Source organism: Streptomyces sp. NPDC006798 (assembly GCF_040635975.1).
In the GTDB taxonomy this organism is placed as follows: domain Bacteria; phylum Actinomycetota; class Actinomycetes; order Streptomycetales; family Streptomycetaceae; genus Streptomyces.
The window spans coordinates 54,793-68,643 of sequence record NZ_JBEYIS010000043.1; the positions used below are offsets into that span (position 1 = coordinate 54,793).

General features: G+C 72.2%; 12 protein-coding genes and 1 pseudogene. 2 read left to right on the top strand and 11 right to left on the bottom strand.

Annotated elements, in window-relative coordinates; all coding sequences use genetic code 11:
* Nucleotides 1-248 precede the first annotated feature (248 nt).
* From ABZ714_RS25765 to ABZ714_RS25785, 5 genes are all read right to left on the bottom strand, one after another.
* The gene (locus ABZ714_RS25765) at nt 249-1,403 is read right to left on the bottom strand and encodes an aspartate-semialdehyde dehydrogenase (protein ID WP_358827696.1); all 1,155 of its coding nucleotides are present in this window, start codon (nt 1,401-1,403) and stop codon (nt 249-251) included.
* Nucleotides 1,400-2,671 (bottom strand): aspartate kinase, encoded by a 1,272-nt coding sequence (locus ABZ714_RS25770; protein ID WP_358827697.1) that lies wholly within the window; start codon nt 2,669-2,671, stop codon nt 1,400-1,402. The genes ABZ714_RS25765 and ABZ714_RS25770 overlap by 4 nt, the downstream gene beginning before the upstream one ends.
* A gap of 328 nt (nt 2,672-2,999) precedes the next feature.
* A complete protein-coding gene (locus tag ABZ714_RS25775) occupies nt 3,000-3,656 on the bottom strand; it encodes a DUF5063 domain-containing protein (RefSeq protein ID WP_358827698.1) in 657 nt (218 codons plus the stop codon).
* Nucleotides 3,649-4,248, bottom strand: coding sequence for a recombination mediator RecR (gene recR / locus ABZ714_RS25780; RefSeq protein ID WP_358827699.1), 600 nt, complete (start codon nt 4,246-4,248; stop codon nt 3,649-3,651). The genes ABZ714_RS25775 and recR overlap by 8 nt, the downstream gene beginning before the upstream one ends.
* Nucleotides 4,249-4,400: 152 nt before the next feature.
* Nucleotides 4,401-4,736 (bottom strand): YbaB/EbfC family nucleoid-associated protein, encoded by a 336-nt coding sequence (locus tag ABZ714_RS25785; RefSeq protein WP_358827712.1) that lies wholly within the window; start codon nt 4,734-4,736, stop codon nt 4,401-4,403.
* A 403-nt stretch (nt 4,737-5,139) separates the two neighbouring features.
* Here ABZ714_RS25785 and ABZ714_RS25790 point away from each other — a divergent pair, with 403 nt between their 5' ends.
* Nucleotides 5,140-5,892 carry an SLATT domain-containing protein gene (locus tag ABZ714_RS25790; RefSeq protein ID WP_358827700.1) on the top strand — a complete coding sequence of 251 codons (753 nt, stop codon included), beginning with the start codon at nt 5,140-5,142 and terminating at the stop codon, nt 5,890-5,892.
* Between the two features lie 189 nt (nt 5,893-6,081).
* Here ABZ714_RS25790 and ABZ714_RS25795 read toward each other — a convergent pair whose 3' ends face one another.
* From ABZ714_RS25795 to ABZ714_RS25805, 3 genes are all read right to left on the bottom strand, one after another.
* On the bottom strand, nt 6,082-6,732 hold the full coding sequence (locus tag ABZ714_RS25795) for a hypothetical protein (RefSeq protein WP_358827701.1): 651 nt from the start codon (nt 6,730-6,732) through the stop codon (nt 6,082-6,084).
* Nucleotides 6,733-6,873: 141 nt separating this feature from the next.
* A complete protein-coding gene (locus ABZ714_RS25800; RefSeq protein ID WP_358827702.1) occupies nt 6,874-9,693 on the bottom strand; it encodes a dolichyl-phosphate beta-glucosyltransferase in 2,820 nt (939 codons plus the stop codon).
* A complete protein-coding gene (locus ABZ714_RS25805) occupies nt 9,690-10,379 on the bottom strand; it encodes a GntR family transcriptional regulator (RefSeq protein ID WP_358827703.1) in 690 nt (229 codons plus the stop codon). The genes ABZ714_RS25800 and ABZ714_RS25805 overlap by 4 nt, the downstream gene beginning before the upstream one ends.
* An 82-nt stretch (nt 10,380-10,461) precedes the next feature.
* Between ABZ714_RS25805 and ABZ714_RS25810 the strand changes: the two genes are divergently transcribed.
* On the top strand, nt 10,462-10,905 hold the full coding sequence (locus ABZ714_RS25810; protein ID WP_358827704.1) for a hypothetical protein: 444 nt from the start codon (nt 10,462-10,464) through the stop codon (nt 10,903-10,905).
* Nucleotides 10,906-11,000: 95 nt separating this feature from the next.
* Here the strand turns inward: ABZ714_RS25810 and ABZ714_RS25815 are convergent, their stop codons facing one another.
* The 3 genes and pseudogenes from ABZ714_RS25815 to ABZ714_RS25825 all read right to left on the bottom strand — a co-directional run.
* Entirely contained in the window at nt 11,001-11,789 is a 789-nt protein-coding gene (locus ABZ714_RS25815; RefSeq protein WP_358827705.1) for a methyltransferase domain-containing protein, read from the bottom strand.
* Between the two features lie 85 nt (nt 11,790-11,874).
* The gene (locus ABZ714_RS25820) at nt 11,875-13,287 is read right to left on the bottom strand and encodes a hypothetical protein (protein WP_358827706.1); all 1,413 of its coding nucleotides are present in this window, start codon (nt 13,285-13,287) and stop codon (nt 11,875-11,877) included.
* A gap of 2 nt (nt 13,288-13,289) precedes the next feature.
* Nucleotides 13,290-13,505: pseudogene (locus ABZ714_RS25825) on the bottom strand (hypothetical protein); the annotation flags it as partial.
* Nucleotides 13,506-13,851 lie beyond the last annotated feature (346 nt).

The window sequence follows — 13,851 nt, forward strand, 5'->3', positions numbered from 1 at the left end:
CACCCTCGGGCCCTCGGGAGCGGATGACGGCCGTTCGTCCTGGCGCCCGGTCCGAGCCGTGTCCGGCGGATGACGGCGTCAGCGGCCGTACGGACCGTTTGACGTGCTCACGGGGCGTTCACAGATCCTACAAAGGCGAGGTGTCATTTAGACAGGCCGAACGGCCCGAAAAGGACAGGAAGGGCCGAAGAGGGGTCGAGGAGGGCCGAGGAAAGGTCGCGGAACAGTCGGGAAGGAGCAGGAACCGATCATGAATCGGTCCGGCTCCATGACTCCATGAGCGACTGGGCGACCGACTCGGCGATCTGGGCGGTGTTCAGGGCCGCGCCCTTGCGGAGGTTGTCGCCGCAGATGAACAGCTCCAGCGCGCACGGGTCGTCGGGCGACCGCCGGACCCGGCCCACCCAGGTCGGGTCGGTGCCCACCACATCGGCGGGGGTGGGGAAGTCCCCGGCCGCCGGGTCGTCGAAGAGGACCACTCCGGGCGAGGTCGCGAGGATCTCGTGGGCCCTGGCGACGGTCACCTCGGACTCGAAGCGGGCGTGGACGGCGAGGGAGTGCGCGGTCAGTACGGGGACCCGGACGCAGGTCGCGGAGACCGGCAGCCCCGGCAGATCGAGCACCTTGCGCAGTTCGGCCCGGAGTCCCAGTTCCTCGGACGACCAGCCGTCGTCGGCGGGTTCGCCGGTCCAGGGCACGACATTGAGGGCGACGGGCGCGGGGAAGGGCCCGAACCCGGCGGCCGCGGGGACACCGGAGACACCGGAGACACCGTCGGAGAGCCCGGCGCCCCCGTGGGTCCCGGTACCGGTGGTGTCCTCGACGGCCCGCCGGACGTCCCCGGGGGCCTGCCCGAGCTCCGTCCCGGCGACCAGGGCGAGCTGGGCCCTGAGGGTGGCGACCGCGTCCCGGCCCGCGCCGCTGACGGCCTGGTAGGAGGCGATCACCAGCTCCCGCAGCCCGAACTCGGCATGCAGCGCGCCGATCGCGGGCAGCGCCGTGAGGGTGGTGTCGTGCGGCCCGGCGACGATGCCGCGCGGCCGGAGCCGTACGGCGTGGGGGTTGATCTCGGGTACGACCAGGGGGACGTCCGGGTCGAGCCGGAAGGCGGCCGAGGCGTCCACGACGACCGCGCCCTTGGCGGCGGCGACCGGCGCCCACTGCGCGGAGACCGCCGGAGGGACCAGGAAGAGGGCTACGTCGACGCCGGTCAGAGCCTCTTCGGCGAGCGCGACGACCTCGCACTCCTCCCCGCGTACGGCCAGCTTGCGGCCTGCCGTGCGCGGGGAGGCGACGAGCCGGACATCGCCCCATACGTCTTCGTTGCGGGAGAGTATCTCCAGCGTCACCGCGCCGACGGCCCCGGTCGCCCCGACGACCGCGAGCGTCGGCTTACGGGTCATCGGCCGGTGCCTCCGTAGACGACGGCCTCGTCGGAGTCGCTGTCCAGTCCGAACCGGGTGTGGACGGCGCGCACCGCCTCGTTGACGTCATCGGCCCGGGTGACCACCGAGATACGGATCTCGGAGGTCGAGATCAGCTCGATATTGACGCCCGCGTCCGTCAGCGCCTCGAAGAAGGAGGCGGTGACGCCGGGGTTGGTCTTCATCCCGGCGCCGACCAGGGAGATCTTGCCGATCTGGTCGTCGTAGCGAAGGGATTCGAAGCCGATCCGGCCCTTGGCCTTCTCCAGCTCCTCGATCGCCCGGGCGCCGTCCGTCTTGGGCAGCGTGAAGGAGATGTCGGTGAGGGCGGTGGTGGCGGCGGAGACATTCTGGACGATCATGTCCAGATTGATGTCGGCATCCGCGATCGCCCGGAAGATGGCCGCCGCCTCACCCGGCTTGTCGGGCACCCCGACGACCGTGACCTTGGCTTCGGAGACGTCATGGGCGACTCCGGAGATGATGGCGTGCTCCATCTGCTGGTCTCCCTGCGGTTCGTTGCTCACCCAGGTACCGCGCAGTCCGGAGAAGGACGAGCGGACATGGATCGGAATGTTGTAGCGGCGGGCGTACTCGACACAGCGGTGGAGCAGCACCTTGGAGCCGGAGGAGGCCAGCTCCAGCATGTCCTCGAAGGAGATCCAGTCGATCTTCCGGGCCTTGGGCACCACCCGGGGGTCGGCGGTGAAGACGCCGTCCACATCCGTGTAGATCTCGCAGACCTCGGCGTCCAGCGCCGCGGCGAGGGCGACGGCGGTGGTGTCGGAGCCGCCCCGGCCGAGAGTCGTGATGTCCTTCTTGTCCTGGGACACGCCCTGGAACCCGGCGACGATGGCGATATTGCCCTCGTCGAGTGCGGTACGGATCCGGCCCGGCGTCACATCGATGATGCGCGCCTTGTTGTGGACCGAGTCGGTGATGACGCCCGCCTGGCTGCCGGTGAAGGACTGGGCCTCGTGGCCCAGGTTTTTGATCGCCATGGCCAGCAGGGCCATGGAGATCCGCTCCCCCGCGGTCAGGAGCATGTCGAACTCACGACCCGCGGGGATCGGGGAGACCTGCTCCGCGAGGTCGATCAGCTCATCCGTTGTGTCGCCCATCGCGGACACCACGACGACCACCTGATGGCCGTTCTTCTTGGCATCCACGATCCGCTTGGCGACGCGCTTGATGCCTTCGGCATCGGCAACGGAGGAACCCCCGTACTTCTGCACGACAAGGCCCACGTGGCGCTCCTTGCTCGGTCTTTTCCGCCGCAGGCCGGTGATGCTGCGGTCGGCTCAGTCTAACGAGCGACTTCCGGCCGATTCCGGACAGATCACATGCTGATACGCCCGGCTCGACTGGTGAACAGTGCCGCCCGGCTGACCTACTGCCCCGGAGTCCGCGGCGGTACGCACCATGTGGGCCGGGTCACAGCGGGTCGGGCGCCGTACGCCCGGGGTGACGCGCCGGCCGATCCGGCCCCGGGCCGATGCCGAGCCCCCGGGCCCGCGACGGAGCCCGGAGAACCCCGGGACAACCGGGGCCCGCGACCGCGCCGCCCGCAGAGCCTCAGGGGCTGCGCAGCCCCAGCGGGGCCGCGATCTCCGCCGCCATCACCCGCCCCGCCTCCTCGGCGAGCGCGTCCTCGGCCAGGTCCTCGTCGGTGTCCAGACCGTCCAGCTCGGCCAGCGGCTGGTCCAGCCGCACATGCGCCACCAGGGACTGGAGCGCCCGCAGGGTCGCCGAGGCGGTCGGCCCCCAGTTGGAGAAGTAGGAGAACTGCCACCACCAGAGCGCCTCGGTGGTCCGGCCGGCCCGGTAGTGGGCGAGCCCGTGCCGCAGATCGGTGACGATGTCCGCGACGTTGTCCGAGATACGGAACGCGACCGGCGCCTTACGGGGCTCGTACGGGTCGAAGACCTCGGAGAAGACGTCGACCGGGTCCAGCATCAGGGCCAGCCGTTCCCGCAGGTCGTCCGCATCGGGCTCCGGGCCGGTATCCGGCTCGTACCGCTCGTCCGGGAGGATGTCCTCATGCGCTCCCAGCCGTCCGCCGGTGAGCAGCAGCTGGGAGACCTCCAACAGCAGAAACGGTACGGCGCTGTCCGGTTCGTCGCCCTTGGCGACCTCGGTCACGGCGACGATGAAGGACTCGACCGAGTCCGCGATCTGGACCGCGAAATCGGCCGGATCCTGGTTCACGGCGTGCAGCATGGCGTCAGACATCGAGAAGTCGTCTCCCCTCGAAGGCACGTCCCAGCGTGACCTCGTCGGCGTATTCCAAGTCTCCCCCCACAGGGAGACCACTGGCCAGCCGGGTGACCTTCAAACCCATCGGTTTGATCATCCTGGCCAGATAGGTGGCCGTGGCCTCGCCCTCCAGATTGGGGTCCGTGGCCAGGATCAGCTCGGTGACCGCGCCGTCCGCGAGCCGGGCCAGCAGCTCACGGATCCGCAGATCGTCCGGGCCGACCCCTTCGATGGGGCTGATCGCCCCGCCGAGTACGTGGTAGCGGCCCCGGAACTCCCGGGTCCGCTCGATCGCCACGACGTCCTTCGACTCCTCCACCACACAGATCACGGCGGGGTCGCGGCGCGGATCGCGGCAGATGTTGCACCGCTCCTGCTGGGCGACATTGCCGCAGACCGCGCAGAAGCGGACCTTGTCCTTCACTTCCAGCAGGGCGTGGGCCAGCCTGCGGACGTCCGCAGGCTCGGCCTGGAGGATGTGAAAGGCGATCCGCTGCGCGCTCTTGGGACCGACGCCGGGCAGCCTGCCCAGTTCGTCGATCAGATCCTGAACCACGCCTTCGTACAACGGACTGCCTTTCCTGCCATGGACCGCGGACCTCCCGGCGGCCTCTCGCGTTGCCGCCGTCCCACCGTAGTGGCTGGGCCGCCCTGTTCAGAAGGGCCGTCACCACGCCCTTCGCGGCGCGTGATGCCGGGCGGGCCCCGCCCGGCGGCCCGTCAGAAGGGCAGACCCGGCATTCCGCCGAGGCCCTGGGTGAGCGGGCCGAGCTTCTGCTGCGCGAGCGCCTGCGCGTTCTCGTTCGCGGCCTGGACGGCGGCGACGACCAGATCGGCGAGGGTCTCGGTGTCCTCGGGGTCGACCGCCTCGGGGGCGATCACCAGGGCCCGCAGCTCGCCGGAGCCGTTCACGGTCGCCTTCACCAGTCCGCCGCCCGCCTGGCCGTCGACCTCGGTCTCCGCCAGCTCCTCCTGCGCCCGGGCGAGGTCCTGCTGCATCTTCTGGGCCTGCTGAAGGAGCTGCTGCATATTGGGCTGGCCACCACCGGGGAACACGGTCACTCCAGGCATCTCGGGACACCACGATCTCGCGGTACGCGATCGAGCCTACGTGGTCGGGGAAAGGACCGCCGCACCGGCGGAAGGGGCGTCCGTACCGGCGGAAGGGACCGTCGCACCGGCCGGGCGGCCCCTGGTCCGAGGGGCTAAGCTGCGGGGCCACTACCCGATCAAGGCCGTTCCGCGGACGGAAATACTGGGATTTCCACCACACGGCCCCCCATTCGGCGGTAAGAAGGGGCTGTTGTTCCCGTCCCGACGGCTGTTCCCGTTCGGTATCAGCGATACCGGAAGAGCCACAGCGCCCAGACCCGCAGAACCACAGACCCACAGCAGCCCAGCAGCCCAGCAGCCCAGAGTCCCCAGAAACCCAGCAATATCGTCGTAGAGGAGTGTCCCGGTGAGCCAGCCGGAGATGCAGCCCGGGGGCCCGGCCCGGGACGAGCGGGGCGAGGTGCCGCGCGGTGATCTGACCGGCAGGCCGTTCCCGCTGGGCGACTGGGGCGAGCCCGCCGAACGCCTCGACGAGCTGTACCGCTGGGTGGAGACGGCCGCTCTGCGCACGGTGGACTGGTATCTGGCGGACCGGGTCTGGAAGCGCCGTACGGGACGACTGCTCCGGCTCGGTACGGCCCTGGGCACGATCGCCGGGGCCGCGCTCCCCCTGCTCGACCTCACCGGACTGCTGGGCGGCGCGGCGGGCTGGGGCTATCTCGCCCTGCTGCTGGGCGCGGCCTGCTATGCCTGCGACCGCTATTTCGGGGTGACCGCGGGCTGGATGCGCAATATGGCGACGGCGCAGGCGGTGCAACGGCGATTGCAGACGCTGCAATTCGATTGGGCTTCGGAGAGCGTCCGGGAGGTGCTGGGCCCAACCGAGGGCACGGCGGGCGAGGCGGCGGAGCGCTGTCTCGCCGTACTGCGCCGGTTCTCGGAGGACGTACAGGAGCTGGTCAGGGCCGAGACGGCGGACTGGATGCGGTCCTTCCACGGCGGTCTGGACGCGCTGGTGCTCCAGGCGGGCGCCCTGCCGCTGCCCGGCGGCGCCCCGACGCGCGGCCCGGAGCCGGGCACCCCGGCCGGGCGGACGACGCTCCCCCCGGGCACCCGCCCCAATATGCCGCGCCAGCGCCCGCCGGAGCCGCCCCGCTGACAGGGACGGGGGCGGTATGCCACCGGGGCCGCCGCGCCCCGGACCGGCACCCGCATCCGCGTCCGCGTCCGGGCCGGGCCAGCGCCACTGTTCGGGGATGTTCGCGACCTGCTGGAAGACATCCCACCCCTCGGGCCGGAACTTCGGCGTCTGCCACGGCATGCCCTGCCCGGCCCAGTAGCGGACGGCTCAGCTGAAGACGATCATCGACCCCTGGGCGAGGCTCCGGGTGGCCGCCGCGTGGAGCCCCAGCCAGACATGGCGCTCACGGGCGAAGGGACCGTCGTCGTACGCCACCGGGGCCGCGGATTCCTCCGGGGCCGTGCCGCGCTCCGGCGCCCTGGGCGGGGCGGGCGGGTTCGCCGGGTGTATCCCGATCGCCGGAGCGACGTACTCCAGCTCCCGCAGCAGCCCCTGGGTCGAGCCCAGCGGTCCGCCGCCCTCCAGGAGTTCGTCGTTGGAGAGGGGGGCGGCGAAGTCGACGGGGACGTAGGCGCCCGCGTGGTCGTAGTGCCAGACCAGATGGGACCGCTGGGCCGTCGGCTCGAACATTTCCAGCAGTTGCTCGTAGTCGCCGCCGAGTTCGTCGACCGGGGTGACCGCGAGGCCGCAGAGCTGGAGGAGGTAGGCGCGGCGCAGGAAGTGCAGGGCGTCGTAGTCGAACGCGGCGACCGGGGCGACGTCGCCGGAGAGTCCCGGCATATAGGCGAAGACCGGGACGGTGGGGAGTCCGGCGGCCGTCAGCGCCTGGTCGTAGACGGCCAGCTCTTCGGCGAAGGGGTTGTCGGGGCTGTGACAGAGGACGTCGACGAGGGGGACCAGCCACAGGTCACAGGCCAAGGAAGGGCTCGCTCTCCACGGAGGAATCGCTCGGACGGCGGGACAGCAGGAACGGCAGGAACGGCGGAGCTGGTGCGGCGCGCGCCGCACCAGCCTAAGCTCCGCCGGGCCCGCCGCGAAGAGGGTCGCCGGGAACCGGGATCACCGGGACGGGCCCGGCGCCCCCACGTCCCAGACGAGCACCCCGCCGGTCCAGGTCCCGGGCCGCCCCAGCAGGGCCTCCAGGGTCTGTTGCAGCGCGTCCTCGTTGTACTGCGGCGGCAGGATCACCGCACCCGCCGACCACTCCGCGAGGTCCGCCCGGGCCTGCTCGCGCTGGAGCGGGCCGATCTCCGGGATCTGGCCGCTGTCGGCGACCCGGTCGAGGAGCTGGGAGGTGTGCCGGGGCACGGCGCCGTAGATCCCGAGGTCGTCGGGTCCCCAGGGGCCTACGAAGTAGCCCCCGGCGAGGGGGAAGTCGAAGCCGTGGGAGGACTGCCAGTAGAGGGCGTCCGCGTCGCCGGTGCTCGGCAGCGGCACGGTCACCAGGGATTCGCCGGGGGCGAGGTAGCGGCGGTACGCGCCGTCGGCGATGAAGGCGGGCACCTCTTCCCGTTCCCGTACCTGATAGGGGGTCGGCAGGATCGGGACGAGGGCGGCGGCGAGGACGGCGGCGCCGAGCGCGGAGACGGCCGGCTCCCGGAACCGGGACCTCCGCGCATCCGTCCCGACCACGGTCCCGGTCCCGACTCCGGATCCGGAAGCGGCCCCGGGTGCCGTCCCCGTGAGCGCGGCAGTCGCCGCCACCGTCGCCACCGCGAGGATCATGCCGAGTACGGGTGCGCAGATCATCGCGATCCGGGACTCGATCACGGCCTCCAGCAGCGGCGCCTCCCCCAGCGGCGTCCAGGGCCCCGGCAGGGTGATCGAGGTGAACGGGACCGGGATCTTCGTCCCGAGGGAGAGCAGCGCGGCGGCCCCGGCGGTCAGCGCCAGCGCCGCGATCAGGGTGCGCTGCCAGAGCCGGACCACGATCGCCCCGGCGAGCAGCAGCAGCGGCCAGCCGTAGAAGGCGTTCTGCTCGGTCCGGTTCATCGCCAGCGGATCGGCCCGTTCGTCGGTCCCGAAGAGGGACCGGCCGGCGAATTCGAGGAAGGCGCGCGGACTGTTGTACGTCTCCGGGCTGTGCATGACCCCCGAATAGCTCTGGGGTCCGAAGAACTGCCAGGCCAGCGGTCCGGCGACGAGCGGCAGACAGACCGCGAGCCCGATCCCGGTACCGCGCAGCAGGGGCCGCCAGGAGCGGCGGGCGGCCTCGCGGTCGAGCAGCGCGTAGGCGAGGGCGAAGAGCAGCAGGCCCATCGCGGCGAGCAGCAGCGGCTCCTCGCCGATGAAGATCTGGTACGTGGCCAGCAGGCCGAGCACCACTCCGTCGCGGACCACGTCGCGGCCCGCGCAGAGCCGGAGCGTGCGGTCGACGATCAGCGGCAGGACGAAGAGGACGAGGAAGTTGGGGTGGGCGTTGCCGTGGGAGATCATCGGCGGCGCGAAGGCGGCGACGGCGGCGCCGAGGGCGGCGGGGGCCCGGCGGCCGGGGGTGACCCGGCGGACGATCAGCCAGTACCAGGCGGCGGCGGTGGCGGCGAGGCCGAAGGTGAGGACGAGGGCCCAGGTGACGGTGGGGCCCAGGAGCAGGGTGACGGGGGTCAGGGGGACGGAGAGCCCCAGCATCACCGTATTCGCCATCAGGTTGACGCCGTCGGGGGCGTTCTGGGCGTGGGTGAAGAGGGGGTTCCGGAGGTGGGTCACATTGTCGGCGGTGACCGCGAAGAACCATTCCCACTGGTTCTGGTCCTGCCCGGCGTCGGTGAGATAGCCGCGGTCGAGGTCGAACCAGAGGTTCTGGTAGAGGAAGAGGGACGCCAGGCAGAACAGGGCCACGACGGCGAGGTCGGCCCGGGTGACGGCGGCGGTCCGCAGCCGGACCAGTTCGCCGAGTACGCGTCCGTAGTCGAGCGGCCGGACCTTGGAGCCGGTCCGGTGCGACCAGCGGACCGGTGCCTCCAGCACGGGCCAGCCGTTGCGGCGGAAGTGGCGCAGGATCTCCACGTCGATGGCCCAGCCGTCGAGCCGGGACGCGGCGAAGGCGGCCCGGGCCCGGTCGCCGTCGAAGAGCTTGAAGCCGCACTGGGTGTCGCGGAGACCGGGGACGGCGATGAGCCGTATCAGCAGATTGCCCGCCCGGCCCAGCCACTCCCGGCCGCGCCACTGGTGGACGTCGATCCGGGAGTCGGGCAGGGCGCGGGAGCCGATGACGGCGTCGGCGTTCCCCTCGTCCAGCAGCCGGTCGAGCTGGTCCAGCTCCTCGATGGGGGTGGCCAGGTCGGCATCGGTGACGAGGACCCGGCGGCCGTACGAGGCGAGGACGCCGAGCCGCAGGGCGTGGCCCTTGCCCCGGTTGACGGGGGCGGTGACGAGATGGATCCGGGGATCGTCGCCGGCGGCGGCGCGGGCGATGTCGGCCGTGTCGTCGGTGGAGCCGTCGTCGACGACGATCAGCTCCCACGAGCCCCGGCGGCCGGGGTCGGTGCCGCTGTCGCTGTCGAGGTGGTCGCGGATGGCGCGCAGGGTGGGCAGCAGCCGGCCGGACTCGTTGTACGCGGGTACGACGATGCTGAGGTCCACGTCCCCGCCGGTGCCCCGGCGAACGGGGCCGCCGGTCGCGGCGGGATCACCGGCCGCGGCGGGGTCGCCTCCGGCGAGGCCGGCCGGGCCGTCTCCGTCGGCGGCGTCTCCGGCGGGGGCCGGGGTCGGGACCGGCGCCGGGGCCTCGGCCGTATCGGGCGCGCCCGGAGCCGTAGCCGTAGCCGTGTCCGGGGCCGTCGTCACCGGAGTGGCGGTCACCGGAGTGGCCGAGGCAGCGGCCGCCCGGGGTGGCAGGGATGAGCCCGGCTCGGTGTCCGGGACGGGGGGATTGGTCATGACGTGAACCGTTCGTCGAGCCGGTCGGCCCAGGACAGGGACAGCTGGTGGTAGCTGTTCAGAACCCCGCGCGCGACCTCCAGCTCTCCGACGACCAGGGCGTTGACCAGGTCTTCGTAACCGCTGAAGAGCCAGCGCCGGACGTCCGGCTCGATGCGTAGGTGGGGCATGGCGAAGACCCAGATCTGTACCCGAAGCTGATGGAGGAAGTCCGAGATATAGCGATTGGAGACTATCGTCCCCAGCTCTCGCCAGAACCGCAGGTCGTAGCCGATCAGAATGTCGAGGTCGCCGCCGCGGGCGGCCCGGTCCGCCTCCTCGGCCCGGCGGCGGACCGGGGCGACGGAGGCCGCGTTGACCGTCGTACGGCCCTCCCGGGTGGCGTGCTGGATGATCCCGTCGATCACCAGCGACCGGGTCTCCACCATGTCCCGGAAGTCGGCGACGGTGAACTGGTGGACCCGGAAGCCCCGGTGGTGGTCGGATTCCAGCAGCCCCTGCGCGGACAGGTCGACCAGTGCCTCCCGGACGGGTGTCGCCGACACCCCGTACTGGTCGGCGATCTGCTTGACCGTGAATTCCTGGCCGGGCTGGAGACGTCCGGCGAGCACCTCGTCGCGCAACGCGTCCGCGATCTGCTGCCGCAGGGTGCTGCGGGTGACCGGGGTGCTGCCGGGACCGGACATCAGTGGCTTCTCCTTCGCCGGGGGTTCCGGACACGATAGGCCAGCCCCGCGTGAGTACGAGGTGAGCGGATGAGGGGGAACGATGGCGGACGTCTTCGAGCCGGAGACCGGTGACGGACCGGCCGGCTCCGGTGCGAATACCGAGGTGACACGTGCGGCGGAGGTACGGACGGCCTATGCGGGCCTGCTCCAGATCCGCCGCCTCGGCGGTGCCGTACCGGCGGCCTGGGAGCGGAATCAACCGGTCCGGGCGGTGGCCCTGACCCTGGAGGCGGCGGGCCTGCCCCCGTCGGCCGTCGGCCCGTCGGGCGAGCGCGCCGCGACGGGCTACCGGGTCTCCGCCGGGCCGCGCCCCGGTACGGCCCGGGTGGAATGGCTTGGCCCGCCGGGGAGCGGCGCCCGGAACGAGGCGGGCACCCGGCTCCGGGCCTGTGTCTCGGCCCTGGAGGCGGCGGGCGGCTGGGACGCGCTGCTGTACCGGGGGGAACGCGGACTCCGGTTCGTCGAGGTGGAGCCGCTGGATTAGCGGGAGCGGCGGGACCCGAAGCCGGGCCCGGCCCCGTACCGCCGCCGCGCGGGCTGTGCGACGGCGGCGGTACGGGCCCGGAGGGGCCGCGCGGGCTACCTCGTCGCGGTCACGTACACACTCCCCCACCTCCGTTTCGGATTGGCGATCGTCGCGTCGAAGGCCCATGGCTCGACGGTGGCGAACCCGGCCTCGGTGAAGAGCTGGACGAGCTTCTCGTGGTCGTACGCCCACAGGTGCGGGGTGTAGCGGGGGTCGTCGTCCTGGTCCCGGAAGACCAGGTTCACCAGGTCGAGCCGGGTGTTGATATGCGGCCGGCAGTCGCGCCGCGCGTACCACCGCTCGATCGTCTCGCCGACCGGGTCCAGCGGCCCGTAGTAGCGGCCGAGGGCGAAGGCCGCGTCCGGGACGCCGGTGACGATCCGGCCGCCGGGCCGCAGGACGCGGTGGGCCTCCGCCGCGTACCGCTTGGCGGACCGGGGATAGTCGATGTGCTCCAGGAAGTGCTCCGAGAAGAGCAGCTCCACGGAACCGTCGTGGAGGGGCAGGCCCTCGCGGACGTCCCAGAGCAGATCGGCGGGCGGCCGGGCGTCGATGTGGAAGAAGCCGTCGACGCGATGGGCGCCGCCGCCGATCTGGACCCGGTCGGGCCGCTGCTCGATCCGGCCGCCGGGCCGGGAGCCGCGTCCGGCGAGATGGTGGCGGTGGACCTCCAGCTCCCTGGCGGCGGTACGCAGGGCGCGGGCCAGGCCGTGGGTGGTGACCGGGTCGGACAGCACCTCGGCGATCCGCTCGCCGAGCCGGTCGGCCGCGGCGGCGGGATCCCTCTCGGTCTCGGTGGCGGTACGGGTGTGGGTTTCGGGCGGCTGGTCGGACGCGCACATGACGGTTCTCCTCTCCCGTCGAGGGGGTCAGGGTTGTCGGGCCGTACGAACGGGGCCGTACGCGATCGGGGCGCGGATCGCGGGCTCAGGCGGCGGCGCTGGGTGTGGGCGCGGCCCACTGGTTGTTGCGCATCAGCGTGTACTTGATGTCCACGAGCCTGGGCGCGATCGTCAGCGGCAGCTCCTCTACGGGGTGCACATGGCCGGTGTCGTCGCGTTCGGCGCGCCAGACGCGGTAGCCGAGGTGGGGGTAGGCCGGGTTGATGCCGACCTCGCCCTTGGGCATGGTGCCGTTGAAGGGCGCGACGATGCCCATGTGGTTCCAGTAGTTCCACGCCTGGAGCGCCTTGTACTGGTCGAAGTAGAAGTAGAAGTCGGGATAGCGGCCGAAGGTGCGCAGTTCGCGGTGGATCAGATGCCCCAGCAGCGGCCCGAACCGGGGCGCGAGGGCGTCGAACTCCCAGCGGGTGTGGTGCCAGGCGCTGGGTACGCCGCCGGGGGCGATCAGCCGGGCCGCGACGAGATGGCTGATCCGGTCCACGAGGTAGTCGGCGGCGTGCGCCGGGTCGACGCCGGGGTCGACCCGGCGGAGGAGTCCGGGCAGCCGTTCGGGCCTCGGATGGAAGGCGGCGAGATCGAACTTGCCCGCCATGTCGGGGTAGGACGCGAACAGGACCTCTTTATAAAGCCAGTTGTTCAGTTCGCCGACGTCGGCGAGGCGCCGGGTCCGGGGTGAGGTCGAGTGGAGCATCAGGTACTCCGAGATCGCCTCGAAGTAGAGATAGCCGAGGATCGGCAGCCGGGGTACGGCCTCCGCGAGGAGCCGCAGATACGGTCCGGCGGCGATCCGCGTCCCCCGGTGGCGCGACCCCCGGTGGGCGACGGCGGCGGAGGTGGCCAGGAAGACGGCCGAGTCGCGGACCCGGGCGACCACGGCGTCCCGCAGCCGGTGCCGTTCGTCGGCACCGAGCAGATACTCCAGATGCCGGTAGATCCCCAGATGGATCAGGCCGAGCCGGAGGTAGTCGACGCCCGCCAGGCCCCGGTAGGCGTGCGGCGGTACGTCGATCTCGAAGACCAGCGGGGTCGGTACGCGGTCGGTGACCCCGAGCCGGGCGAGAAAGGCGGGCGCCTCCTTGGTGAGGATGTACTCGGCCAGGTTGTGCATCCGGAAGCCGCGGTCGGCGGCCGTGAGCGGCGCGCAGTAGACACTGCCGACGAGACAGCCGCCGGAGGGGTAGAGCACCCCCTGGCGGCTGATCCGCTCCAGGGCGTGGGTGACATGGAGCAGATGGATCCGGCCGCCGCCGCTGAGGGCGTCGAAGAGGGCGTTGTGCCGGAGCAGATGCCCGTTGGGCGACTCGGCGAGCCGCCGTTCCCAGGCGGCGGTCTGCCGGGACAGATGGTCGTCGGCGGCGGGCCCGGTGAACGGGACCCCGGCGGCGTCGAAGAACACATGGGCGTCGGCCCAGGGCCGGTACGCGTCGAAGAGTTCCATGGTCAGGCGATGTCCTTCTCCGCCAGCGCGTACAGGACGGCGGCCGTGCCGTCGGCTCCGGCGAGACGGGCCCGCTCGGAGACGACGACGAGTTCGAAGGCGAGCGGCCGGAAGGCGTCGAAGGCGGGCACTCTGGTCCGCCGCCCGTCGGGCCACCAGCGGGTCTTCGGCAGCCGGTAGCGGTCGAGCGCGTCGGCGGCCTTGACGATGTCGCAGACGGCGGCGGTGACGCGGTCGCGGTGGTAGGCGTGGATCGCGTCGGCGACGCCCCGCCGTCCGGCGGGTCGGGCGGTTCCGGTGATCCCGGCGGGGCGCGAGGCGCCCGGGGTGCCGGTCGTCGCCCGCGCGACGGCGGTACCGCCCGTACCTCCCCCATCGCCCCCATCGCCCGTACGGCTCATCGGGCCGGCCGTCGCCCCGTCCGGCCCCCGCCGGCCCGGACCGGCGACCGATCCACCCGAATCCGCCGCCGGACGGCGGACGGGCCCCGGGGGGCCGGGGCCCCCCGGGGCGGGCACGGCGCCCGGGGGCCCCAAAGCCCCCCGGGGGGGGGGTGACGGTGGG

Coding starts and splice junctions, on each gene's coding strand:
- ABZ714_RS25800 (WP_358827702.1), bottom strand. CDS start 9,693: ATGACCAATCCCCCCGTCCCGGACACCGAGCCGGGCTCATCCCTGCCA.
- ABZ714_RS25805 (WP_358827703.1), bottom strand. CDS start 10,379: ATGTCCGGTCCCGGCAGCACCCCGGTCACCCGCAGCACCCTGCGGCAG.
- ABZ714_RS25765 (WP_358827696.1), bottom strand. CDS start 1,403: ATGACCCGTAAGCCGACGCTCGCGGTCGTCGGGGCGACCGGGGCCGTC.
- ABZ714_RS25815 (WP_358827705.1), bottom strand. CDS start 11,789: ATGTGCGCGTCCGACCAGCCGCCCGAAACCCACACCCGTACCGCCACC.
- ABZ714_RS25775 (WP_358827698.1), bottom strand. CDS start 3,656: ATGTCTGACGCCATGCTGCACGCCGTGAACCAGGATCCGGCCGATTTC.
- ABZ714_RS25820 (WP_358827706.1), bottom strand. CDS start 13,287: ATGGAACTCTTCGACGCGTACCGGCCCTGGGCCGACGCCCATGTGTTC.
- ABZ714_RS25810 (WP_358827704.1), top strand. CDS start 10,462: ATGGCGGACGTCTTCGAGCCGGAGACCGGTGACGGACCGGCCGGCTCC.